22 protein-coding genes are annotated in these 23766 nt (G+C 41.6%); 14 read left to right on the top strand and 8 right to left on the bottom strand.

Annotated elements, in window-relative coordinates; translation table 11 throughout:
• Window positions 1-8 precede the first annotated feature (8 nt).
• Complete coding sequence (locus BFS30_RS02525) at window positions 9-1136, top strand: TlpA disulfide reductase family protein (protein ID WP_069377835.1); 1128 nt, start codon at window positions 9-11, stop codon at window positions 1134-1136.
• 91 nt (window positions 1137-1227) lie between these two features.
• Here BFS30_RS02525 and BFS30_RS02520 read toward each other — a convergent pair whose 3' ends face one another.
• Window positions 1228-1557 (bottom strand): DUF3276 family protein, encoded by a 330-nt coding sequence (locus tag BFS30_RS02520; RefSeq protein ID WP_069377834.1) that lies wholly within the window; start codon window positions 1555-1557, stop codon window positions 1228-1230.
• A gap of 177 nt (window positions 1558-1734) precedes the next feature.
• Window positions 1735-3537 (bottom strand): ABC transporter ATP-binding protein, encoded by a 1803-nt coding sequence (locus BFS30_RS02515; protein ID WP_069377833.1) that lies wholly within the window; start codon window positions 3535-3537, stop codon window positions 1735-1737.
• A gap of 113 nt (window positions 3538-3650) precedes the next feature.
• On the opposite strand from BFS30_RS02515, the gene BFS30_RS02510 reads away from it, so the two are divergent.
• The 9 genes from BFS30_RS02510 (at window position 3651) to BFS30_RS02475 (ending at window position 9764) form a co-directional block, all read left to right on the top strand.
• The gene (locus BFS30_RS02510; RefSeq protein WP_069377832.1) at window positions 3651-4739 is read left to right on the top strand and encodes a Glu/Leu/Phe/Val family dehydrogenase; all 1089 of its coding nucleotides are present in this window, start codon (window positions 3651-3653) and stop codon (window positions 4737-4739) included.
• Between the two features lie 103 nt (window positions 4740-4842).
• Complete coding sequence (nusB, locus tag BFS30_RS02505) at window positions 4843-5736, top strand: transcription antitermination factor NusB (protein WP_237028700.1); 894 nt, start codon at window positions 4843-4845, stop codon at window positions 5734-5736.
• A 5-nt stretch (window positions 5737-5741) separates the two neighbouring features.
• Entirely contained in the window at window positions 5742-6200 is a 459-nt protein-coding gene (locus BFS30_RS02500) for a DUF1573 domain-containing protein (protein ID WP_069377830.1), read from the top strand.
• Window positions 6201-6228: 28 nt separating this feature from the next.
• A complete protein-coding gene (yajC, locus tag BFS30_RS02495) occupies window positions 6229-6570 on the top strand; it encodes a preprotein translocase subunit YajC (protein WP_069377829.1) in 342 nt (113 codons plus the stop codon).
• An 81-nt stretch (window positions 6571-6651) separates the two neighbouring features.
• Window positions 6652-7599: a CdaR family protein gene (locus BFS30_RS02490; RefSeq protein ID WP_069377828.1), complete on the top strand. Its 948-nt coding sequence runs from the start codon at window positions 6652-6654 to the stop codon at window positions 7597-7599.
• The gene (coaE, locus tag BFS30_RS02485) at window positions 7599-8195 is read left to right on the top strand and encodes a dephospho-CoA kinase (protein WP_069377827.1); all 597 of its coding nucleotides are present in this window, start codon (window positions 7599-7601) and stop codon (window positions 8193-8195) included. Before BFS30_RS02490 ends, coaE begins: the two co-directional genes overlap by 1 nt.
• A complete protein-coding gene (locus BFS30_RS02480) occupies window positions 8196-9137 on the top strand; it encodes an exonuclease (RefSeq protein ID WP_069377826.1) in 942 nt (313 codons plus the stop codon).
• A 1-nt stretch (window position 9138) separates the two neighbouring features.
• A complete protein-coding gene (locus tag BFS30_RS27910; RefSeq protein WP_167353116.1) occupies window positions 9139-9300 on the top strand; it encodes a DUF5522 domain-containing protein in 162 nt (53 codons plus the stop codon).
• 14 nt (window positions 9301-9314) lie between these two features.
• On the top strand, window positions 9315-9764 hold the full coding sequence (locus BFS30_RS02475) for a MarR family winged helix-turn-helix transcriptional regulator (protein ID WP_069377825.1): 450 nt from the start codon (window positions 9315-9317) through the stop codon (window positions 9762-9764).
• A 5-nt stretch (window positions 9765-9769) separates the two neighbouring features.
• On the opposite strand, the gene BFS30_RS02470 is transcribed toward BFS30_RS02475, so the two are convergent.
• The 3 genes from BFS30_RS02470 to BFS30_RS02460 are packed head-to-tail and all read right to left on the bottom strand — an operon-like array spanning window position 9770 to window position 11789.
• A complete protein-coding gene (locus BFS30_RS02470) occupies window positions 9770-10498 on the bottom strand; it encodes a ZIP family metal transporter (protein ID WP_069377824.1) in 729 nt (242 codons plus the stop codon).
• Window positions 10498-11061 carry a phosphatase PAP2 family protein gene (locus BFS30_RS02465; protein ID WP_069377823.1) on the bottom strand — a complete coding sequence of 188 codons (564 nt, stop codon included), beginning with the start codon at window positions 11059-11061 and terminating at the stop codon, window positions 10498-10500. Before BFS30_RS02465 ends, BFS30_RS02470 begins: the two co-directional genes overlap by 1 nt.
• Window positions 11058-11789, bottom strand: a complete 732-nt coding sequence (locus BFS30_RS02460; protein WP_069382250.1) for a class I SAM-dependent methyltransferase — start codon at window positions 11787-11789, stop codon at window positions 11058-11060. Before BFS30_RS02460 ends, BFS30_RS02465 begins: the two co-directional genes overlap by 4 nt.
• A 175-nt stretch (window positions 11790-11964) precedes the next feature.
• Between BFS30_RS02460 and glmM the strand changes: the two genes are divergently transcribed.
• From glmM to BFS30_RS02440, 4 genes are all read left to right on the top strand, one after another.
• Window positions 11965-13353: a phosphoglucosamine mutase gene (glmM, locus tag BFS30_RS02455; RefSeq protein ID WP_069382249.1), complete on the top strand. Its 1389-nt coding sequence runs from the start codon at window positions 11965-11967 to the stop codon at window positions 13351-13353.
• A 5-nt stretch (window positions 13354-13358) separates the two neighbouring features.
• Window positions 13359-14507 (top strand): cysteine desulfurase family protein, encoded by a 1149-nt coding sequence (locus BFS30_RS02450; protein WP_069382248.1) that lies wholly within the window; start codon window positions 13359-13361, stop codon window positions 14505-14507.
• Window positions 14508-14519: 12 nt separating this feature from the next.
• Window positions 14520-15053 (top strand): GNAT family N-acetyltransferase, encoded by a 534-nt coding sequence (locus BFS30_RS02445; protein WP_069377822.1) that lies wholly within the window; start codon window positions 14520-14522, stop codon window positions 15051-15053.
• 281 nt (window positions 15054-15334) lie between these two features.
• Window positions 15335-17632, top strand: coding sequence for a GH92 family glycosyl hydrolase (locus BFS30_RS02440; RefSeq protein WP_069382247.1), 2298 nt, complete (start codon window positions 15335-15337; stop codon window positions 17630-17632).
• 63 nt (window positions 17633-17695) lie between these two features.
• Here BFS30_RS02440 and accD read toward each other — a convergent pair whose 3' ends face one another.
• The 3 genes from accD to BFS30_RS02425 all read right to left on the bottom strand — a co-directional run bounded on the left by accD (window position 17696) and on the right by BFS30_RS02425 (window position 23738).
• A complete protein-coding gene (gene accD / locus BFS30_RS02435) occupies window positions 17696-18541 on the bottom strand; it encodes an acetyl-CoA carboxylase, carboxyltransferase subunit beta (RefSeq protein WP_069377821.1) in 846 nt (281 codons plus the stop codon).
• A gap of 108 nt (window positions 18542-18649) precedes the next feature.
• Window positions 18650-20440 carry a RagB/SusD family nutrient uptake outer membrane protein gene (locus tag BFS30_RS02430; protein WP_069377820.1) on the bottom strand — a complete coding sequence of 597 codons (1791 nt, stop codon included), beginning with the start codon at window positions 20438-20440 and terminating at the stop codon, window positions 18650-18652.
• A gap of 34 nt (window positions 20441-20474) precedes the next feature.
• Entirely contained in the window at window positions 20475-23738 is a 3264-nt protein-coding gene (locus BFS30_RS02425; protein ID WP_237028699.1) for a SusC/RagA family TonB-linked outer membrane protein, read from the bottom strand.
• Between the last annotated feature and the right edge of the window lie 28 nt (window positions 23739-23766).

Genomic DNA, 23766 nt, shown 5'->3' with positions numbered 1-23766 from the left:
AAGACAAAATGAAAAAGACAGTAAAAGTATCTATGCTTTCATTAGCCATCGCATCATTGCTGGGTATCGCAGGAGCAAATGCACAAAGTACGAAGGGGTTTACGATAAAAGGGGAACTAAATGGCTTAAAAGCCGGAGATAAGGTGATGCTGATTTATAGTGCAGATCAACGCAAGATGGATACCATTGCCCAGGTTGTAAAGAACAATCGGTTTGAATTGAAAGGGCAGGTGAAGAACGGCGCGGAGTTCTATAGCCTGAGGGTTGAAAATAAGCGGATCAGGTACAATGCCTTTCTGGACAATTCTTCCATGATATTGAAAGGAGATGCGGATGATCTTTCTAAAGTCAGCTTATCCGGTTCTCCATCTCACGACGATTACCTGAAATTTACGGCATTAATGGCTCCGACAACGGCGAAAATCAGGGCCCTTAATAAAGAATACCGGGACGCAAGTACTGCGAAGAACGAAGAACTGGTTAAGTCTATTAGCCGGCAATTTGATGAGCTGGAAGGTCAGCAGGCAGTACTTACTGCAGATTTTATCCGTAAAAACCCGCAATCTTATTATAGTCCTTATCTGATTTTTAACGGGGATATTGAACCTTCTGTTACGCAACCTGTGTATCACTCCCTCTCAAAAGAAGTGAAAGCCAGCACCTATGGGATTAAGGTTAAAGAGCGTCTTGCGGATCTTTCCAGAGTCGCGGTAGGCATCAAAGCGCCTGACTTTAGTGCATTAACCCCTGAAGGAAAAACACTTTCCTTAAACGAGGTGCTGAAAAAGGGAAAGTATACCTTAATTGATTTCTGGGCTTCCTGGTGCGGACCATGCAGACAGGAGAACCCGAATCTGGTTGCAGCCTATGCAAAGTTTCATGAGAAAGGACTAAACGTGTTAGGAGTATCTTTTGATAAAGCGGATGGTGCCGCAGCATGGAAAAAAGCCATCGCAGATGATCAGTTAAACTGGTATCAGATTTCAGATTTAAAATACTGGGAAAGCCCGATGGTGAAGCTGTATGCGGTGCGGGGAATCCCGCATTCCGTTTTGGTGGACAACAACGGAATAATTGTTGCGAAAGACCTGCGGGGCAAAGCGCTGCATGATAAGCTCGAAGAGCTATTGAAATAAGACCCGATAAGTGTAATTCCATACGTCCAGGTCGTTTCATGGCACAAAAAAGCCCCTGATAAATCAGGGGCCTCACAAGTTTCTTTATATGTTAGAAAGAAAAATCGTCATTGTGATTCTTGTTTCCCGCGCCTTCGTGGTTCTCAGAATATTCGTAGCGTTTTTCTACAACATCCTGGTGGCTTTTAATGTAGTCAACAGTCTCATTTAATCCTTCCGCAAATTTCTCAAAGTCTTCTTTATATAAGAAGATTTTATGTTTTACAAAAACACCGTCTTCCAGTCTTTTTTTACTTTCAGTTAAAGTTAGGTAGTAGTCTCCTGATCTTGTTGCTTTTACGTCGAAAAAGTACGTTCTTTTACCGGCCCTTACTTTCTTCGAAAAAACCTCTTCTCTCTCTTTGTTGTCAAATTCTCCCATGGTTGGTATTGATCTTGGTTTTTGGTTCGGGTAAATATAAAGCAATAATTATTAAACTTCAAAATAGAAAATTACACACAATGTCTTTCATCAGTGTGAAAATGTTAATTTATCGTTATTTTATTGCTTTTTGCGGGCTTCAGGATATAAGAACGCCTCTTTTCATTTTTTTTAACATCAGACAAGAGGAGAATTACCGGAACTTTCCTCTTCTAATAATTGATTTTGATACATTTCTGCATAGGCACCTCCCAATTGGAGTAAATCCTGATGTGTTCCCTGTTCAATAATCCTTCCATCCTCTAAAACAAGGATTTTATTGGCATTTTTAATCGTCGATATCCTGTGTGCGATCAGGATGCTTGTCTTTCCTTTCATCACCTTTCCGAGGTTAGTCAGAATTTCCTCTTCTGTGCGGGTATCAACTGCAGAAAGACAATCGTCAAAGATGAGGACTTTAGGTTCCTTAATCAGGGCGCGGGCAATAGATACCCTTTGTTTTTGTCCGCCGGAAAGGGTAATCCCACGTTCGCCAAGCATGGTTTCAAATTTAAGGTCAAAGTTGATGATGTTCTGGTATACTGCAGCATTTTTAGCGGCTTCAATCACCTCTTCCTCATTCACCTTGTCTAAACCAAAAGCGATGTTATTTTTGATCGTATCAGAGAATAAGAAAACCTCTTGTGGGACAAAGCCAAACTGACTGCGGTAATGTCTGAGATCAAGGGAGTCAATAGCTTCCCCATCCATTTTTATTTTTCCCTGATTGACATCATACATCCGCATGAGCAGATTTGCGAGAGTCGATTTTCCTGATCCTGTACGGCCTATAATGGCTACAAACTGACCTTGTTCTATTTCAAAACTGATGTTTTTCAGCGCCTGGATTCCGGTGTCCGGGTAGGTGAAGCTCACATTTTCAAATTTAATATTCCCTCTGACCGGGACTATCGGAGCATTGCCCGAAACGATGTCTGGCTGTAGCTGAAGAAATTCATTGATCCGCTTCTGGGAGGCAGAAGCCCTTTGGATCAGGGTGGTGACCCATCCCAACATAGATACGGGAAAGGTGAGTTGATTTACATAGACAATAAACTCTGCAATATTTCCTGCGCTGATCGATCCTTCGATCACTTGCTTACCACCGATGTAAACGGTGAGGATGGTGCTTAGCCCAACCAATAATAACATCGTAGGATAAAATAGCGCCTGTACTTTCACCAGGCCCATTGCATTGTCTTTATAACCCTGACTCTCGGCTGCAAATACGGCTTTGGTATGGCCTTCCCGGACATAAGATTTTATGACGCGGATTCCCGAGAACCTCTCCTGAACAAAACTACTCAGTCTGGAAAGCTGTTCCTGAATCTGTTCACTCCTCTTATTAATGAGGGTGTTGACAAAATAAATGATGACCACCAGTACCGGGAGCGGAAGGAGGGAGAAAATGGCCAGTGTGCTGTTTACCGAAAACATGGCATAGATGACCAGGATAAAGAGTACCGCGGTATTGATGGTATACATGATTGCGGGGCCTACATACATGCGGACCCTGTTTACATCTTCTGTAGCCCGGTTCATTAAATCTCCGGTATTGTTCCTGCGGTAAAAACCAAGGCTCAGTTCCTGATAATGAGCATAAATCTCGTTCTTCATGTCAAATTCTATATGTCTGGACATCAGAATAATGGTCTGACGCATGAAAAACAGAAAGAGACCTCTTAATAAATAAAGTACAAGTACCAGCAACCCGAAATAAAACAGGCTGGTGCTAAAGATATCATAGATGATGTTGCGGCGTTCGAAACCTTCGAATAAACCATATATCTGTATGTTTTCGGTAATTAAATTAAAGGCATGACCAATAACCTGTGCAGGAATTACCCCAAATATATTGGAGATGATCACGAAAAATACACCCGGAATAATCCACCATTTATATTTATAGAAGTATTTGTTTAAGAATCTGAGGTGTTTCATGAGTTGGTAAAGTTAGCCAAATGAAGGTAATTTTTTTTACGAGTTTGGTTAAAACAGTGTAAATAATGTTTTTTTTATGCTAGTTTTGCGACATATCTGATAAACAAAATTATATGCCTGATAATAGTACTCTTGTGAATTCAGTTTTAGACCAATTAACTGCCGCAGGGCATAAAAAGGTCGTTTTTTGCAATGACCCCGATACTGGCTTAAAAGCAATTATAGCCATTCATGATACCACCTTAGGTCCGGCTTTGGGCGGAACAAGGATGTGGAATTACGTTACAGAGGCTGAAGCACTGGAAGATGTACTCAGATTATCGAGAGGGATGACTTATAAAGCGGCGATCACCGGATTGAATATCGGTGGTGGTAAAGCCGTGATTATCGGGGACTCCAGAAAAGGAAAATCGGAAGCTATGATGCGCAGCTACGGCAGGTTCATTAAAAACCTGAACGGGGAATTCATCACTGCTGAGGATTTGGGTACGACCACCAAGGATATGGAATATATCCGTATGGAAACCGGTCATGTTACCGGAGTTCCTGAATCTTTAGGTGGGGCAGGAAACCCGGCACCACATACGGCTAAAGGTGTTTTTTTGGGAATCAAAGCCTGTGTAAAAGAGGTGTTTGGAACTGATATGCTGGCCGGACGCTCGGTAGTTGTGCAAGGGATCGGAAACGTAGGAGAGCATCTGGTAGAATTGCTGAGAGCCGAAAATGTAGAAGTATATATCAGTGATATCAATGAAGACCGTCTGCAACATGTAGCACGTACTTATAAGGCGAAACCTATTGCTGCGGATAAAATATTTGGAATTGATGCAGATATTTATGCGCCATGTGCCTTAGGAGCTACTGTGAATGATAAAACCATTCCTAAAATGAAGTTTGCAATTATTGCAGGTTCTGCAAACAATCAATTGGCAGATGAGCAGATACATGGAAAACTGTTATTAGATAAAGGCATCCTGTTTGCTCCGGATTACCTGATCAATGCCGGTGGTTTAATCAGTTGTTATTCTGAATTAACCGGTTTTGGAAAGAAACGGACCATTCAACTTACAGAGAATATTTACAATGCCACACGCGATGTGATTAAAATGTCTAAAAAAGACAATATCCCGACGATATGGGCCGCGAACCGCATTGCTGAACAAAGAATCATCGACATCAAAAAAATAAAATCATCATTCTAATAAACAATTTTAATAAACCGGTAATTTACCACTCGTTCTTACATTCATGTTAAACAGAAGGCACTTAAGAATTAAAGCTTTGCAAAACATTTTTGCATGGCAAATGACAGACAAGAGAGATTTAGCTTCTTCCAAGAAAGCACTAATGCAGAGTATTGACAGTGTGTACGAAATGTACATCTGGATGCTTTCGCTCCTTGTTGAGGTTACAGAATACACCAGCATTGATGCTACTGAAAGGGCAAATAAGCATTTGCCTACAGCAGAGGATCTCAATCCGAACATGAAACTGCTCCACAATAAGTTTGCGGTAACTCTGAAAGAGAACCCAGCCTTTATTGACATGGTGAACAAATACCAGATCAACTGGTTATCTGATCCGGAATTTGTAAAAGGTATCTTCAATACCTTAAAGACTACTCCTGAATACCTGGCTTACCTTAGCGATGAGGACAATAGCTTAGAAGAATCCAAAACCATTATTAAATACATCTTCAGAAAGATTATTTTGAAAAGTCACAACATTATTCAGGCTTTTGAGGATAAATTTATCAACTGGTCGGTTGATAAAGAAGTGATGCAGGGTATGGTGGCGAAGACCTTGAAGAATTTTACATCTGAGGATCCCCGTAAAAATAAACTGACTCCGATCAGTCAGGATTGGGAAGAAGACAAGAAATTTGTCGAAGATCTTTTTGTTTATACCTTGAAAAACAACAAAGAATATCAGGACCTGATTGCCGAGCGTACCAAAAACTGGGAATCTGAAAGGATTGCATTAATGGATACCATTTTAATGAAGATGGCGATTTGTGAACTGCTAAACTTCCCTTCGATACCGGTTAAAGTAACCATTAATGAATATCTGGATCTTTCAAAAGATTACAGTACTCCGAAAAGTAATTCATTTATTAACGGTATCTTAGATAAAATTTTAGGTGACCTGAAAAGGACAGACAGTATCCATAAAATCGGTCGCGGACTTATAGAAGAATAGAGAATATGAAACAAATCTTGTTATTGGCAATTGCAGCGATGACATTTGCATCATGCCAGCAAAACACAGCAAAAACACCTGCAGAAAGCACAGCGGCAACAAGTACAACAGCTGAAGGTACCGGAACTCCTGTTGCGGCAGCAGATGCAGCAGTGATGACCTTTGATAACGGAATTTACAATTTTGGTAAAATAACTACCGGAGAAAAGGTTCACTACAGTTATAAATTTAAAAATACCGGTAAAAGCCCGCTGATCATCAGCAATGCTACGGCTACTTGTGGCTGTACCATTCCGGAAGTACCGAAAGAACCGATTCAGCCAGGTGCTGAAGGAGAGATCAAAGTGGTATTCGATAGCATGGGTAAATTTGGTATGCAGGATAAAGTAATTACAGTGACTTCTAATGCCAATCCATCTGTTGCAGAACTACACCTGACCGGAGAGATTCAGGAAGCAAAATAAATAATAACAGAACTTTATAAACAATAATATGATATCAACAGTAATCTTACAAGCAGGTGGCAGCGGTATGCTAGGTACCCTGGTACCGATGGTTTTAATCATGGTCGTATTTTATTTCTTTATGATCAGACCACAGGTTAAAAAAGCAAAAGACCACAAAAAACTGGTTGAAGACTTGAAAAAAGGTGATAAAATCGTAACTACTGCCGGAATTCACGGAAGAATCGTTGACATGAACGATACTACTTTCTTAATTGAAGTAGAGGGGGGTACTAAAATCCGTTTTGATAAAACTGCGATCTCTTTAGATGCAACGAAAGCTGCAGCTCCTAAAGCAGATGTTGCAAAAACTGACGCTGCAAAAGCTTAGACTTTTCATCGATACTGGCAAAAGCCGCATCCTTGTTTGGTGCGGCTTTTGCATTTCAGTATATTTGTTTACTTTACCGCCATGCCAATCATTAAACTCACAAAAGTAGAGCGAAAGCGTTTTCTTGTGCTGGTCACCTGCCTGTTCATGGCAGTTGGTGCATGGCTGTTCATGGCTTTGAACAATAAATACGTGTATACCGCAAAAACGGTCCTGGATTATAAAAATTTCCCGCAGAAGAAAGCGTTCCATCCTTTACAGTCGGATACCGTAGACCTGCAGGTAGAGGGAACTGGCTGGCAATTGTTATTTGCCCGTTTGCGCATTAAACCACAATCTATTTCCATCAGCCTGGAGAAGCTGAATAACCGGAACTTTGTACTCTTCTCTGAGCAGCTGTTTAATGTAAACCGGCAACTGGAGACTTCTCAAAAGATCATTTCTGTTAAACCTGATACCCTTTATTTTGATTTTTCCGAAAGAAGGGTGAAACGGGTTCCTGTGAACCTGATTTCTGACCTGAGGTATATGCCGCAGTACGGGCTCTCCAACGAGGTTCAGATCAACCCCAGTTATGTCACCATTTCCGGACCGGAACAGGACATCAGGAACATCAGCGAATGGAATACGGATACCCTCAAAATAGAACAGATTCAGGCCACAACCGTGGCGAGAGTGGCGATGATTCAGAACAAAATGAAGAACGTAAATATCTTTCCAACAAGCGTGGAGATCAAACTGCCGGTAGATGAGTTTACGGAAAAAATTGTAGAAGTTCCTCTTAAAGTGATCAATAACAAGGAGTATTATGACGTTAAACTTTACCCTAAAAAGGTGAAAATAACGCTGCTTGTTGCCCTCTCTAAATATGCGCAGATTAATGAAGAGTTTATAGAGGCGGTAGTAGACATGAATGAGTGGAAAGTTTTTGAACACAATGAGCTGACGGTGAAGCTGACGCGCTTTCCGGATTATTGCAGACTGGTTAAGGTGCAGCCGGACAAGATAGATTTTATCATAGAAAAATAATGTTGAAAATAGGAATAACAGGAGGTATAGGAAGTGGAAAGACCACTGTGTGTAAGGTTTTTGAAACCCTGGGCATTCCGGTATTTTATGCGGATACAGTAGCCAAACAGATTATGGTGACCGATCCGATTCTCGTAAAAGGAGTTAAAGAGGCTTTCGGTGCAGAGAGTTATGCAGCAGATGGGACCCTGAACAATAAACACATTGCTGCCATTGTCTTTAATCAGGCCGAGGAACTGGCCAGGTTAAATGAGTTGGTACATCCAGCCGTCTTCCGGGCTTTTGACCATTGGTTGAAAGACATACCTGAAAATGTGCCTTATGTACTTAAGGAAGCAGCTTTGCTTTTTGAAAGCGGTTCTTATCAGATGTGTGACCAAAATGTGCTGGTGGTTGCTCCTCTGGAAGTCAGGTTACAGCGTGTCATGCAGCGCGACGGAGTAACAGAGGAACAAGTCCGGGCACGGATGGATAAACAGCTCTCCGATGAGGAAAAGACTAAAATGGCGGACATGGTAGTCCGCAATAATGAAACAGATTCTTTAATTGTGCAAGTGATGGAACTCCACCATCAGTTTTTAAATATACTTCCTTAAATGATATTAGATGATTTTATAGTGGCTACAAAAACAGGTTTGTTTTGTAGATATGGCGATTTTTATCTTGATCCTAAGGAAATAGTAAAAGATGCGGTGATTTCCCATGCTCATGGAGATCACGCCATCGGGGGTAATCTGAATGTGTATTGTACAGAGGCAACTGCACTCTTTATGAAACACCGGTATAAAAAATTCGCAGGCGGAGCGTTCCATCTGAAAGCTTATGAGGAGCCTTTTATTTTAAATGAAGTTAAAATCAGTTTTGTTCCGGCGGGGCATATTCTAGGCTCTGCAATGGTCCTGATGGAGTATGAAGGGGTTAAATACCTGTATACGGGAGATTATAAACTTCAGCCTGATGATACCTGTGAGCCTATTGAGTATGTACAGGCAGATGTGCTGATTACAGAGACCACCTTTGCTGATCCGGATACCCGACATCCCGCAGCGGAAGAAGAGATCCTGAAGCTGAATGCGACTCAGAGTAACATTATGCTGGGTACATACGCCCTGGGCAAATGTCAGCGGCTGATCAGCCTGATGAATAAATATTGTCCGGAAAAGAGGATATTGGTACACCATAGTATGATGCCTTTTGTGAAAATTTACGAACAAAAGGGGATCGATATGGGCAAGTACGAGATGTACGACAGAAAGGTAATGAAGAATAATCCTGCAAATATGGTGTACCTGGTTCCTCCGATGGTATTCAGAAGCTATTTTAAGGCAATTAACGTCATCAGGGTGTTTGCTACCGGTTGGAAACACCTTCAGAATAACCATGAAATCCAGTTGTATGTATCCGATCATGCCGATTGGGAAGACATCATTTATACCATCGGACAGGTTAAACCTGTTCAGGTATGGACAAATCATGGGGATGGATTGCAATTAAAAAATCATTATGAAAAAAGTTTGGTAGTTAAATTGCTGACTTAAAATGGAAGAAGGGGTAGACTATTATCTTAATGAGGATGGGTTGATGGTTTTCACAGCCGCATATCATTTGAAAAGAGGATATTGTTGTAAAAATAAATGCAGACATTGCCCCTGGGGATATGGCAAAAAGAAGACCAGACCCAAAGACGAGCGTAATAATTAATAAAAAGCCAGGAGATGCAGTTGCAGAAAGAAATAGAAACATCAAAATTTGAGAATATTTACCAGCAGGCTATTGTAAATGTCGTGTTTACCTACAGTTGGTGTAATGAACATTTCAGGCAGCTGATTCAGCCTTATGAAATTACGCCGCAGCAATTCAATATCCTGAGGATCCTGAGAGGGCAGTATCCTGCACCTTCTACGATCAACCTGTTAAAAGAGCGGATGCTGGATAAGATGTGTGATGCTTCCAGAATTACAGAACGTCTGGTTCAAAAAGAACTGGTAGTCAAAAAGGTAAATCCAAACGATAAACGGGCCGTAGATATTCTGATCAGCGATAAGGGACTTTCCCTGTTAAAAAAGATGGATAAAGAGCTTGACCTTTCCGCACCGGTTTCTCAAAACCTGACGGAAGAAGAAGCCACACTTTTGAACCATTTGTTAGATAAAATGCGGGGATAACGTGCTTAATGGCTATGTCCGCCTGCAGAGAAATAACCGATCAGGGCGATTGCTACGCCGCATAGGACCGCAATCATTTTCCGCTTACTGACCTTATGGTCGACACTGGATTCAAACAGGATGGTTGTAGAGATGTGCAGGAATATCCCGATTACAATTCCCATAATCTTGTTGAAGTAATTCTCTACACCACCAATGGTACCATTGCTCAGCCCAAAGCTTACGTAAAAACCGAGAGGCGCCATAATCGCAAAGATGCTGATGTAAAACAACACACTATTTCTATTGAACTTGCTTTGCATCAGGATGCTGGCCAGTGCAAAGGCCGCGGGAATGTGGTGCAGGGAGATGCCGAAAATCAAAGCATTATGCTGATCTTTTGCCAAAGGCATCCCTTCCAGAAAAGCATGTAAACACAAGCTGATCATGATGCCGTAGGGAAAGGCTTTGGAATCTCCGTGTTTATGGATATGCCCATGTTCTACTCCTTCAGAAAACTGTTCCAGAAGGATCTGCAATAGGAAACCAATCAGGATAAAAATTCCGATTTCTGCATGATCAGGTCCGCTGTAAGCATCAGGAATCAGGTGCAATACCGTAATGGCAAATAAATAGGCCCCACTAAAGGAGAGGATTAACTTTAGTAGCTGGGATTTGTCGCTCTTCACCAGAAAGATAGCTGTGCCCCCTAAAAAAGCACTAAAGAATAAAATAAACAGCTTCCAGACTTCCATTATACTTGTGGTTGTATTTTTTTGTAGATAAGCGATGTTGTGAGACCAATTGAACTGCCGAGTAGGGCGCCCGCCATGGTGTCAATCGGGTAATGTACCCCAACATAGATTTGTGAAAAGGAAATGATAAAGGCCCATATTAATGCAATGGGCAGAATAGGTTTCCATTTGTCGTAGAAGATAAAAATGAGAAACACGGCGATGGCAAAATGATTGGTCGCATGAGCAGAAGGAAAGCTATATCCGCTTCCGCAGGGTACGCGATGGATCAGCTCATCAGCCAGACTGAGGTCGTTACATGGCCTGATGCGGGCAGCCAATGGTTTAATGACCCTTGAGGATAATAAGTCACCCATTGCAACAGTGAAAAGTAGCATCCCTATAATATACCAGCCTTTTTTCTTGTACTCTTTGAGACAAAAGATGATGATAAACAAGTACAGTGGAGCCCAGAAGTAACGGTTTCTCATGAGCGGCAATAACCAGTCAAAAAACGGATTTGCAAGACCTCTGTGTACCTTCAGGAACAATTCAACATCAAACTGCTGCAGGCTTTCCATCATATTTTTTTGCAGATTAAAATCAGACGGTCAGATTTAATTTCGTCATAGGGCTCCAGGCCATAGCTCCCGAAAGTCTCGGTAATCTGTAAGCCGCTCTTTTCGAACATTCTTTCAAAATCTTCCAGCTGGAAGGCCTGAACCCGTTCTTCAAAAGCAAAGGTTTTGTTGCGGTGTTCAAAATTGATGTGTTTGATGATTTTCCCTTCTGCTACAAATTTATGGAGATGAAATTCTATGCCTTCCACAGTTTTTGTTTCCTGCTGGGTTAGGTTTTTGACGATCTTCTGCGTGTTGAAATAATCGATCACCAGGGTACCATCCGCTTTAATTCCTTTTCTAAAAGATTTTAGTGCATTTACATGGTCTTTTTCCGTTTCAAAATAGCCGAAACTGGTAAACAGGTTCATGGCGATATCAAAGTAATTGATAAAGGCCAGTTTACGCATGTCATGAACAAAAAAATGAAGGTGTTTCTGTTCAAACTGCTGAGCATATTTGATGCTTTGCTCAGAAAGATCAATTCCGGTTACATCATAGCCTTTTTTATTCAGGTAAATGGAGTGACGTCCTCTGCCGCAGGCAATGTCCAGAATTCTGGAGTTTGCGGCAGGCTTTAAATAAGCCGAAAGGTTGTCAATTAAGAATTCTGCCTCAGCGTCATTACGTTGACTATATAAAATATGGTAATAGGGGGAGTTGAACCAATATTGAAACCATTTACGCTGCATAGAGCCAGAATTTTTGATGTTTAGGAAAAAGACAAATATAGTATTTTCAAATGCAACAAAGAGGATTATTTGAGCTTCATCAGCAATTTTAATGATGTTAATTTTACGATTCGGTGCCTTAAAAATCAATCATTATGTTGTTTTTTTGCTATTTTTGGAAAAAAAACCGAATAACTTGACACTAATAAAATCTATCTCTGGAATAAGAGGAACCATCGGTGGAATTGCCGGTAATGGTTTGACTCCTATTGATATCGTTAAATTTACGGCAGCTTACGGCTCCTGGATTATCAATAAAACGAACATTAAAAAAATTGTTGTCGGTCGTGACGCCAGGATCTCCGGAGAAATGGTGAACCACCTCGTGATTGGCACACTTCAGGGCCTGGGAATTGAAGTCGTTGACCTTGGCTTATCGACTACACCGACAGTTGAAATTGCTGTTCCGCTTGAAAAAGCAGGAGGCGGAATCATCTTAACTGCCAGTCATAACCCAAAACAGTGGAATGCTTTAAAATTATTGAATGAAAAAGGGGAATTCATCAGTGATGCTGATGGAAAAGAACTTTTGGAGATCGCTGAGAAAGCCGAATTCAGTTTTGCTGAGGTAGACGATCTGGGAAAAGTAACCAATAATGATACTTATCTGCAAAAACATATAGATGCAGTCCTTGCGCTACCATTGGTAGATGTGGAGGCCATCAGGGCAGCCAATTTTAAGATTGCGATTGATTGTGTGAACTCTACAGGTGGAATCTTTGTACCGGCTTTATTAAAAGCCCTGGGCGTAGAAACCGTATATGAATTGTATTGTACTCCTGATGGTCATTTCCCTCATAATCCGGAACCTTTGCCGGAAAACCTGACTGAAATTGCGAAAGTTGTAAGAGAGAAAAATGCAGATTTAGGGATTGTAGTGGATCCGGATGTAGACCGTTTATGTTTCGTATGCGAAGACGGTGGGATGTTTGGTGAGGAGTATACCCTGGTTGCAGTAGCAGATTATGTATTAAAGCATACTCCTGGAAATACCGTGTCCAATTTGTCTTCTACCAGAGCATTGAGAGATGTGACGGAAAGAGCGGGAGCGGAATACCATGCTTCGGCCGTTGGCGAGGTGAATGTTGTGAATCAGATGAAAGCGAGCAATGCAATCATCGGTGGAGAAGGTAATGGCGGGATCATTTATCCGGAATCACATTACGGTCGTGATGCGCTGGTTGGAATAGGATTATTTTTGACCCATCTGGCTAAATTTGGTAAGTCTATTTCTCTTTTGAGAAGCAGCTATCCTGCTTATTATATTTCTAAGAATAAGATCACTTTAACTCCTGAAATGGATATTGATGCTTTATTGCTGAAAGTTCAGGAGAAATATAAAAATCAACCGAACAGTACAATTGATGGGTTGAAAATAGAATTTGATAAAGAATGGGTTCATTTAAGAAGATCAAATACAGAACCAATCATTCGTATTTACAGTGAGGCTGGAAGCGAGACCGTTGCAGAAAACCTGGCTTCAAAAATTATATCAGATATTAAAGAAATTTTAAAATTGAACTAATGCAGATGAACAGGATCTATTTGGATAATGCGGCAACGACACCTCTTGATAAAGAGGTAATCGCAGAGATGGTGAACGTAATGACTAACTATTACGGTAATCCATCTGCAATTCATGCTCAGGGTAGGGAAGTGCGCACATTGGTAGAAAAAGCAAGAAAAACAGTTGCCGGTCTTTTAAATGCGACTCCTGCAGAGATCTTTTTTACCTCTGGAGGTACAGAAGCGGACAATACTGCAATTCGTTGTGGGATTGCGGCCTATAATATTAAGCATGCCATCACTTCAAAAATTGAACACCATGCGGTAGAGCATACTTTAAACATGCTGTTGAAGCAGGGAGTGATTGAAAAGCTGAGCTTTGTGAATATCGATGAAAAAGGAAATGTTGATTACGATCATCTGGAGAAATTGCTGAAGGAGAATGGCCGTAGTTTTGTTTCCCTGATGCATGCCAACAATGAACTGGGAACGCTGACAGACATTGTTCGGGTTGGAGAGATCTGTGAGCAATATGATGCGATTTATCATTGTGATACGGTCCAGACTATGGGACATTATGTGCATGATGTAAGAAAGCTAAAAGCACATTTCATTGTTTGTGCAGCGCATAAATTACATGGGCCAAAAGGAGTAGGTTTTCTTTTTGTGAACCATAACATCAAGATCGGGCCATTCATTCATGGGGGTGCCCAGGAACGTAATATGCGTGGAGGAACAGAAAATGTATATGGGATAATTGGTCTGGCAAAAGCACTGGAGATCGCTTATTCAGAAATGGAAAGCCACCAGAACCATATTCAGGAACTGAAAGATTACCTTAAGAATAGATTGAGTGCAGAAATTGCAGATGTTAATTTTAACGGAGAAACGGATGCGGATAAAAGTTTATATACCGTATTGAATGTTTCTTTCCCGGCCATGGATATGTCTGATATGTTGTTGTTTAACCTGGATATCAATGGCATCTCTGCTTCTGGTGGTAGTGCATGTTCTTCCGGTTCCAACATCGGTTCACATGTACTGAGTGGCATTAATGCTGATCCAAACCGGCCTTCGGTGAGGTTCTCTTTCAGTAAGTACAATACGAAGGAAGAACTGGATATCGTGATCGATAAAGTAAAACATATTGTAAGTCAGAACGTTACTGCATAAAATAATCTTTCTATGCAGTTTCGACGCATCACGTCTGTAAATGATCCGGCGCTGACTTTCCTAAAAAAATTATATGAGGATGCCTTCCCTCCGCATGAGCGGAGGGACTGGGCTACTCTTCTAAAGCTGATTCCTGCTACCAAAGAAATGCATCTGGATCTGGTGTTTACTGCCAATGAAAATATTGGTTTGATAACCTGGTGGGAAATAGAAGGCTGTCATTTCATAGAACATTTTGCAATTGATGCGGCACTTCGGGGGCAGAATTATGGTGCGCTTGTGCTAAAACATTATCAGGAACTGTTGCAGGGGACGATTATTCTCGAAGTCGAACACCCGGAAGATTCTTTTGCGGTCAGAAGGATCGCTTTTTATGAACGATTGGGTTACCATACCTTATCACTCCCTTACCATCAGCCTTCCTATGCTGATCCCAACCAATCTTTTCCTTTTCTATTGATGAGTAACAGGATGCTGTCTGATCAGGAAGCTGAACCCCTGGCGGAAAAGATTAAGGAAAAGGTTTACCTGGCATCGCTTCATTAATGGTTTCCACCCATATTATAGCTCCTTTAGGGCTGGTAAATAAAACGTTTTACTATTTTCAGGACTCTTTAACTAAAATGTTATGCTTTTTATTTAGTTATCTGGCAAAAATCTATTAATTTAGGGTTTGCTAAAACGTTTTTAAATAAAAAAGCAGCTCTGAAGGTATCAATGCAGAATTCCAATGAAGGCATATGGATTTTTCAGGCAGACTGATGGAGACTATAAGAAGCGAGATTTTGAACCAAATATTATAATTTTATTTATCCAAGACCAAGATGATGAAACGATACCTCACCGCATTATTAATTGCAGGCTGCTCTTCAGCGTTTGCGCAAACTGTTGGCAAACTGAGCGATCCGGTAGAATGGATTAATCCATTAATGGGAACCGCCAGTAAACCTTCCATGTCTAATGGCAATACTTATCCAACCATTGCCTTACCCTGGGGAATGAACTTCTGGACTCCGCAGACGGGTAAAATGGGAGATGGCTGGGCTTATACCTATGACGCAGATAAAATCCGGGGTTTTAAACAAACCCATCAGCCCTCACCATGGATGAATGATTACGGACAGTTCTCGGTCATGCCGGTAACCGGTAAAAAGAAATTTGAGCAGGACGAGCGTGCGAGCTGGTATTCTCATAAGGCGGAAGTTGCAAAACCTTATTATTATAGCGTTTATCTGGCCGATGCCGATGTGACGACAGAAATCACTCCGACAGAGCGGGCAGCTCAGTTCAGGTTTACTTTTCCAAAATCCGACAGTTCTTTTGTGGTGTTGGATGCCTTCGACAAAGGATCTTACATTAAGATTTTTCCAAAAGAAAGAAAGATCATTGGATATACAACCAGACATAGTCATAAGCTGACCCCAGAGAACTTTAAGAACTATTTTGTAGCTTATTTTGATAAAGACTTTTCTTCTGCAAATGCCTGGAAAGGAAAAGAGCTGTTAAAAGAAGAGTTGGAAGTGAAAGCGGATCATTCGGGTGCCATTATTGGTTTTAAGACGACAAAAGGAGAAAAGGTGACCATGAAAGTGGCTTCTTCTTTCATCAGCTTTGAGCAGGCAGAACTGAATCTCCGTAGAGAGCTTGCCAATGATACTTTCGAGGCAACCAAACAAAAAGCAAAAGACATCTGGAATAAAACATTGAGCAGAGTAGCCGTAGAAGGTGGAACCATAGATCAGACCAGGACTTTCTATTCCAGTTTTTACCGGACTTTATTCTTCCCTAATAAGTTGTACGAATTGGATGCAAGTAATAAAATTGTACACTGGAGCCCATATAATGGTAAAATCCTGCCGGGCTATATGTTTGCCGGAACCGGATTCTGGGATACTTTCAGAGCATTGTATCCTTTCCTTAACCTGGTTTATCCATCGATCAATAAAGAGATGCATGAAGGATTGATCAATGATTATAAAGAAGGCGGATGGTTGCCGGAATGGTCCAGCCCTGGATATGCAAATGTGATGGTGGGGAATAATTCTGCTTCTGTAGTCGCTGATGCCTATATTAAAGGACTTCGGGGTTATGATATCAATACACTATACGATGCCCTGGTTCATGGCGCAAATAATGAAGGGCCTTTGGAAGCTGTAGGAAGAGCTGGAGTGAAATATTATAATGAATTGGGTTATGTACCCTACGATGTGAAAATTAATGAAAACGCGGCACGTACGCTGGAATATGCTTATGATGATTTTACCATTTACCAATTGGGTAAAGCATTGAAGAAGCCTAAAGCAGAAACCGACCTGTATGCGAAGCGCAGTATGAATTATAAAAACCTGTTTGATCCTTCCAGCGGATTAATGCGGGGGAAAAACAAAGATGGTTCGTTCCAGTCTCCGTTTAATCCTTTCAAATGGGGAGATGCATTTACAGAAGGAAACAGCTGGCATTATTCCTGGTCCGTTTTTCAGGATATTGACGGTCTGGCAAAATTAATGGGTGGAAAAGAAAAGTTTGTCAGCAAACTGGATTCAGTTTTTAGTCTGCCTCCCACTTATGATGAAAGCTATTATGGAAGTGTGATCCATGAGATCCGTGAAATGCAGATTGCCAATATGGGACAATACGCACATGGTAACCAACCGATTCAGCACATGATTTATCTGTATAATTATGCAGGTGCGCCATGGAAAACCCAATATTGGGTAAGAGAAACAATGGACCGCATGTATAAAGCTACACCCGACGGTTACTGTGGTGATGAAGATAACGGACAGACTTCAGCCTGGTATGTATTTTCGGCAATGGGCTTCTATCCGGTAACCCCGGCAACAGATCAGTACGTATTGGGAGCTCCTTTATTTAAGAAGGTAACCCTGAACCTGGAAAATGGAAAAACGGTTACCATCAATGCAGCCAATAACAGTGCAGATAACAGGTATGTTCAGGGGCTTAAATACAATGGTGTTGCTTATCCTAAAAACTGGTTGAGCCATAAAGAGCTGACTAAGGGAGGAACATTGGATTTTAACATGTCCGCAACCCCGAATAAACAAAGAGGAACGAAAGAAACAGACTTTCCTTATTCCTTTTCCACAGATCCGGATCATAAATAGCGGGAAAGAGATCTATAAAAAAAGCGGGAGTTTTGCTCCCGCTTTTTTATGTGTAAAATTTTATCAGTTGTTGAGCATTCGAAGGAAAGCTGCAAGTTTAGCTTTCATTGCCCTGCGGTCCACAATAAAATCAAGGAAACCATGTTCCTGCACAAATTCTGCAGTTTGAAATCCTTTAGGTAAATCTTTTTTAATGGTCTCTTTAATTACCCTTGGGCCTGCAAAACCGATTAACGCGCCAGGTTCAGCAATATTAATATCACCCAGCATCGCATAGGAAGCCGTTACGCCACCTGTTGTCGGATCTGTAAGTAAAGAGATGTATGGAATTTTAGCCTGGCTTAGCAGGGCTAATTTAGCCGAAGTTTTAGCCATCTGCATTAAAGAGAATGCGGCTTCCATCATTCTGGCCCCTCCGGATTTGGAGATCATCAGGAATGGAATTTTATGTTTGATAGAATAATCAATAGAACGGGCGATTTTTTCTCCCACTACTGAACCCATAGAACCTCCGATAAAATTGAAGTCCATACAGGCAATAACCAGGTCCTGACCTTCGATTTTACCATGTGCAGCTCTGATGGCGTCTTTTAAGCCGGTTTTAGCCTGACTTTCTGCCAATCGTTCAACATAGGGTTTGCTATCTGTAAAATTCAAAGGGTCACCTGAAGTCAGGTTTGGAAAAAGCTCTTTGAACTCATCATTGTCAAACAATACCTGAAAATATTCTTTTGATCCTACCCTTAAATGAAAATCACAATATTGGCAAACGTATTTATTTTCAACCAGATCGGCACTGTGGAGTGCTTTCTTACAATTAGGACACTTGTTCCATAAACCGTCCGGCGCTTCTTTTTTTTCTTCTGTCAGTGTACTGATACCTTTTTTTTCTCTCTTAAACCAAGCCATGTTATTTGTTGAAAAATGCGAGTACAAAGAAACAAAAAAAAATCAGAACAGAAGCCCTTGTTTCTAACTGCCTCATACTTTATGATGAGGCAGTTAAAAAACAGGTATTTACCAGCCAAATATTTGTTTCAGATTCTCGTTTAAGAGCACCTGTTGTTGTGGGATTGGTCGGTAATAATATTTTGGTTCTTCAAAATTACGGGTAACGGATTCGGTGACAATAAGACCGCCGTTAGTTCCATTTTTGAGATAGACCGTAGCATCCGAACCAATGGTGCCTGTACGGTAATAGATGAGTTTTACACCCAGAGAATTGATTTCCTTTTGCTCTTCCGCGGGAATGGTCATTGACCGATCGATTAAAATGATGTCTGCCACTCCATCTCCTGTCAGGTCGTATTTACCTAAACCCTGGAAATACATGCCCTCCGGACTTTTGGTCAGCAGTTTACCTGCTTTCCATCTCATCAGGTCATCATATCTGCTGTTTTCAAAAGCAAATTCTATTCTGCGTTCTCTTCTGATCTCCAGAATAACGCCTATGTTTGAGCTCACATTCCCAAACTGTTGTTTCATCAGCGGGTCTGGGTTTGCATTTGCAATACCCATATTCAGATTGGGTTGCCCGGCTCTTTTTCTAAGCAGATTTACCGACTGGTCCAATTGGGATTGATTTAACGTTCCAAGTTCAGCAAGTGCTTCTGCATAGGTAAGCAGGACTTCTGCATAGCGGTAAACCGGGAAGTCTACGCCATTCAGGATGCTCGCTTCAGTACTGTTGACATAACCTTTCAGTTGATGGTAACCCGTGAAGTTTTTATTTAAGCTTTGAATGTAAGGTTTCGTATCCGGAACCCTTATCCAGCCGGGGTATACCATCGTCTGTGAAAGACGTGCATCCCGGTTTTCAAATTCTTTTACAAAGCCTATTTTATGATAATCCGGCAGATCTGTGAACCGGCTACCATCTTTCATCAGATAAGATTGTATCAGATCTTTGGCAGGAGCCTGTTCATAGTCTCCAAAAACAACAGAATTTACATTCTGACTTCTGCTCTTACTCATGTCAAAAACATTAGCCAGGATCACTTCCGGATTCGAGGTCAGGTCCTGACTTCCAAATAAGGCCGCATAATCTTCCTGTGGCTTACCGGTATTGTAGATTGAAAATTTGTTGGAAGCCATGACCTCTCCGGCAACTTTTGCCGCAGTTTCAAGAAAAGCATTGGCAGAACTGGTCAGGTTAAGTTCAGCATGGTATTTACGGTAGGTACCTTCATACAATGCCGCTCTGGCATAAAAGGTGGCCACTGACCACTTGCCTGGCGTTCCGCTAGGAACTTTCTCCCGTGTGTTTTTATAGGCGAAATCAAGATCGGCCATAATGCTATCGATAACCAGCGCGCGTGGATCGCGTCCTTTGAATAATTCAGCATCGTCCGGATTTAAGGTTTTTGAATACCATGGAACATCCGAAAAGCGTTTGATCTTCTCCAGATAAAATTCGGCACGGTAATATCTTGCTAAACCGACGTAATGGTTTTTGATCTCATTACTGACTTTAGCTTTATTGTAGTTTTCCAGAAAATAATTGATGTTTCGCAACCTGCCCCAGTTCCATCCATCGGTAATGTTTTGTGCATTTGCTTTGTCCCCCATAATGTTTTTTACTTCGACCGCAGCAGTGGTTGCGACGTTATCGCTACTCTGGTCGTTCAGGTAACTGTTCCGGTCTGGCTGTGAGATCAAACCGTTGACATACAAAGCCAGATCCTCTTCTGAGTTAAAGAAGAGATTAGGGGCAATTTGTGTTTGTGGAAAACGATCCAGATCTCCTTTTTTGCAGGCCACTAATGTACCTATGATGACGATGAATGCAATATATATGTTTTTCTTCATGACTGATTTTTTAATAATGATGAATACCTGATGGTTAAAAGTCCAGATTTAGACCAACTGCATACTTTCTCTGAAAAGGATATGCCCATGCACTTGAACCCTGGTTTACCGCTTCCGGGTCTACATATTTTTTAATCGAAGAGAATTCATAAAGATTTTCTCCGGATACATAAACACGAAGGCGACCAAGTTTAAGACGTTTGGTTAATTGCGCAGGCAAGGTATAACCCAGAGATACATTTTTAATTCTCAGGTAAGCACCATTTAACAGATATTTTGTTTGTGGGATGTCTAAGCCCTGACCATTATTGGCATCTGCCAGCCAGGATTGCAATACCGGATATTCTGAATTAAGATTTGCATCTGCCAGACCAGCAGCAATATAGGAGGCAGAGTGTTTTGCCCTTTGCTCCGGAGAATCAGCTGCTCCCCTGTAAAAGTTCAGGTTCCATGGATATACGTTGGCATAAGGCTGCTGGTATGGTCCCCAGAAAAGGTAATGGTGCGGGTAAAAATCTCTTTTCAGGACGCCCTGAACGAATATGCCCAAATCGAAACCGTTCCAGTCCATATTCAGGTTTGCACCAACCGTGTAACGGTCTGTGCTGTTGCCGATAATTCTGAGGTCTTTCGGGTCTTCACTGCTTAGACCTTTTTCAATTTTCTTATCTCCATTCAGGTCTTTATATCTTGGCCAGCCGGGAACGATGTCCAGGGCTGCCCAGGGCACGATGCTCTTTTGATCCAAAGCGGCAATTTGTTCTTTATTTTCAAACATACCATCATTTTCCAAGCCCCAGATCTCACCAATGTACTGGCCTTCCCGATAATTTGAAAAGAGCTTCTGATTATTTTTGAATTTGGTAATCTTAGCGCGGGAGTCGGCAAGGGTAAACTTAGTTTCGAAACTAAAAGGTTTGGAGCCCAGGTCAAAACGGTCTCTGTAAGTAACCGAAAGTTCCCATCCTTTTGTTCTTAAATCTGCCGCATTTTGTTTGGGAACGGCAGTACCCAGAACTCCTGGTAATTCCTGCGCGGCGGTTAACATTCCTTTGGTATCTCTTATAAAATAATCGAATGCGATCAGGAACTTATCTTTAAACAGGCCAATATCTGTTCCCATGTTCAAAGTGGATACTTTTTCCCAGGTATAAGTGTTTGGATCTACAGCTAATGCAGGAGCACCTGTGATGACTTGTTGCTGAGCACCGTTAATCAGATAAGGGGAAGTTCCTGCAGGCAGGGTTTGAATGTATCCGAAATCCCTCAGATAAGCATTGGAAGATGGGTTTTGGTTTCCAAGATTACCATAAGAAGTCCTGAGTTTAAAAGTGGAAAGAACATTGGAAAGCGGTTGAAAGAACTCTTCCGCACTTGCAATCCATGCTCCGGAGACCGAAGGGAAGAATCCCCAGCGTCTGGAAATAGGAAAACGGGATGACCCATCATATCTTCCTGTTGCTTCTAAAATATAACGATCTTTAAAGGTATAATTTAAGCGGCCAAATGCGCTGGTTGTCGCATAGGCTTCATAGCCTGCTCCGACGCTCATTTCTCCGTTAGTTAAACTCAGGTATGGCAATGAAGAGGAGATAAGCGACTGTCTTGACGCATTTATTGTCGAATATCTATAGTTTTCGCTGTTGTAACCGGCCATGGCACTGAAAAAGTGATTGCCTATGGTTTTTTTGTAGGTCGTGTATAAGTTAAACGCGTTGGTGTACAGATAGCCATTGTTTTCCGTAACAAAGCCGTTTCCACCCTCTAACCGTACATCATTCGGGCCGTAGCCGATATTGTATTTCTTGGAGTCGAAGTGATATTTCCAAAGTTCTCTTTTAAATGAAGCATCCCCATTTACCTGCAGGTCGCCATTTAAAAATGTAGCGGTTGCGCTGGTGATGTTCTGGAATCCGATCATATTTTCTATATTCTTTCCTCCATCTGTTAAACGGGCTGCCAGGGTGCCTGCCGCGGTATTTGCCCAGGTCCCGTCTGGATTTTTAGCCACATCAGTGGGCCTTAAATAATAGAGATCGGTAATGCTGGCGTTTGGCAATGCCTTTTTTGTTTCGTAAATATTGAGGTTGTTGTCCAGCTTAAGCCAACTTAACGGAGAGAACCCGAGTTTTGAACGAAGTCCATATCTGTCCCAGAAATCGTCAGTTAGCTTATTCAGGCCATTCTCTTTGGTATAATCAGCGGAAAGGTAGTAGCTCAATGGCTTGTCGTTGATATTGACCCCACCTGAAAAGGCAAGAGAATGGTTTTGAGAGAAGCTGGCTTTATTAAAGAAGTAATCGTACCAGTCATTGCTGCCCATGTATGCCCATTTTGTGGGATCTTTGGGATCTATTCTGGTATCTGCTACGGACGGATTTTCTGACCTTTCTTTTGCCCATCGGTAATGTTCGTCTGAATAATTTACATAATCCCATGGGGTGTTGTCTGTAGCGGTTTCCAAAACTCTCGAAAAAATGTAAGGGTCCGTTACCGGTTTAGGAAGGAGGGTAGGTTTCCCCCAGGATGCGTAAGTGTTATAGCTGATGGTTTGTTTACCGACAGCCCCTTGTTTTGTGGTGATCAGGATCACCCCGAAAGCTGCTCTGGCGCCATAAATGGCTGCAGAAGCCGCATCTCGAAGTACCGTAAATGAAGAGATATCCGAAGGGTTTAAACGGAGCATATCGTCGGTGCTCGTGGCCGGAATCCCATCAATAACAACTAAAGGAGATCCTCCGTTGATGGAAGTATAGCCCCTGATGTTAATGACAGGTAGTGTTCCCGGTGCACCACCTCCATAAGTGATGTTCAGGCCAGGACTCAGTCCCTGAAGCGCCTGTATCACATTCGCTGAGGGGCGGGATTCCAGTGCTTTTCCGGAAATCTGATCAATTGCTCCTGCAATGTTTATTTTTTTCTTGCTTCCGAAACCTACTACGACCACTTCGTCCAGTTTCCCGTAATCCGGACTTAGGGTAATATTGAGTTGTGTTTGTCCGCTAAGTTTTTTTTCTTCCTGTTTATACCCGATATAGGTAAACACAATTGTTGATCCGGAAGGTACTTTATTCAGGGTATATTTTCCGTTTGCATCCGTACTGGTTCGCTGGGAAGTTCCCTTTACACTGACGTTGACTGAGGGAATAGGTCCCCTTGTTTCCGCATCAAGGACTTCTCCTTTTAAGGCGATGTCCTGTGCAAAACTAATGGTGGTGCTGAACAGGAGGCAGATCATCCAAAATAATGGATACACCTTGTTCCTCCATTGTGGAGAAAATGGTAATTTTTTTTTCATAATAACATTAATATTAAGTTGGTTTGGT

This window comes from Pedobacter steynii (genome assembly GCF_001721645.1).
Lineage (GTDB): Bacteria > Bacteroidota > Bacteroidia > Sphingobacteriales > Sphingobacteriaceae > Pedobacter > Pedobacter steynii_A.
This window is presented reverse-complemented; position numbering and strand designations above follow the sequence as displayed.

Coding starts and splice junctions, on each gene's coding strand:
- yajC (WP_069377829.1), top strand. CDS start 6,229: ATGATATCAACAGTAATCTTACAAGCAGGTGGCAGCGGTATGCTAGGT.
- BFS30_RS02470 (WP_069377824.1), bottom strand. CDS start 10,498: ATGGAAGTCTGGAAGCTGTTTATTTTATTCTTTAGTGCTTTTTTAGGG.
- BFS30_RS02440 (WP_069382247.1), top strand. CDS start 15,335: ATGAAACGATACCTCACCGCATTATTAATTGCAGGCTGCTCTTCAGCG.
- BFS30_RS02475 (WP_069377825.1), top strand. CDS start 9,315: ATGCAGTTGCAGAAAGAAATAGAAACATCAAAATTTGAGAATATTTAC.
- BFS30_RS02460 (WP_069382250.1), bottom strand. CDS start 11,789: ATGCAGCGTAAATGGTTTCAATATTGGTTCAACTCCCCCTATTACCAT.
- BFS30_RS02450 (WP_069382248.1), top strand. CDS start 13,359: ATGAACAGGATCTATTTGGATAATGCGGCAACGACACCTCTTGATAAA.
- BFS30_RS02520 (WP_069377834.1), bottom strand. CDS start 1,557: ATGGGAGAATTTGACAACAAAGAGAGAGAAGAGGTTTTTTCGAAGAAA.
- BFS30_RS02490 (WP_069377828.1), top strand. CDS start 6,652: ATGCCAATCATTAAACTCACAAAAGTAGAGCGAAAGCGTTTTCTTGTG.
- nusB (WP_237028700.1), top strand. CDS start 4,843: ATGACAGACAAGAGAGATTTAGCTTCTTCCAAGAAAGCACTAATGCAG.
- BFS30_RS02480 (WP_069377826.1), top strand. CDS start 8,196: ATGATATTAGATGATTTTATAGTGGCTACAAAAACAGGTTTGTTTTGT.
- BFS30_RS02425 (WP_237028699.1), bottom strand. CDS start 23,738: ATGAAAAAAAAATTACCATTTTCTCCACAATGGAGGAACAAGGTGTAT.
- BFS30_RS27910 (WP_167353116.1), top strand. CDS start 9,139: ATGGAAGAAGGGGTAGACTATTATCTTAATGAGGATGGGTTGATGGTT.
- coaE (WP_069377827.1), top strand. CDS start 7,599: ATGTTGAAAATAGGAATAACAGGAGGTATAGGAAGTGGAAAGACCACT.
- BFS30_RS02445 (WP_069377822.1), top strand. CDS start 14,520: ATGCAGTTTCGACGCATCACGTCTGTAAATGATCCGGCGCTGACTTTC.
- BFS30_RS02515 (WP_069377833.1), bottom strand. CDS start 3,537: ATGAAACACCTCAGATTCTTAAACAAATACTTCTATAAATATAAATGG.
- accD (WP_069377821.1), bottom strand. CDS start 18,541: ATGGCTTGGTTTAAGAGAGAAAAAAAAGGTATCAGTACACTGACAGAA.
- BFS30_RS02525 (WP_069377835.1), top strand. CDS start 9: ATGAAAAAGACAGTAAAAGTATCTATGCTTTCATTAGCCATCGCATCA.
- BFS30_RS02510 (WP_069377832.1), top strand. CDS start 3,651: ATGCCTGATAATAGTACTCTTGTGAATTCAGTTTTAGACCAATTAACT.
- BFS30_RS02465 (WP_069377823.1), bottom strand. CDS start 11,061: ATGATGGAAAGCCTGCAGCAGTTTGATGTTGAATTGTTCCTGAAGGTA.
- BFS30_RS02500 (WP_069377830.1), top strand. CDS start 5,742: ATGAAACAAATCTTGTTATTGGCAATTGCAGCGATGACATTTGCATCA.
- BFS30_RS02430 (WP_069377820.1), bottom strand. CDS start 20,440: ATGAAGAAAAACATATATATTGCATTCATCGTCATCATAGGTACATTA.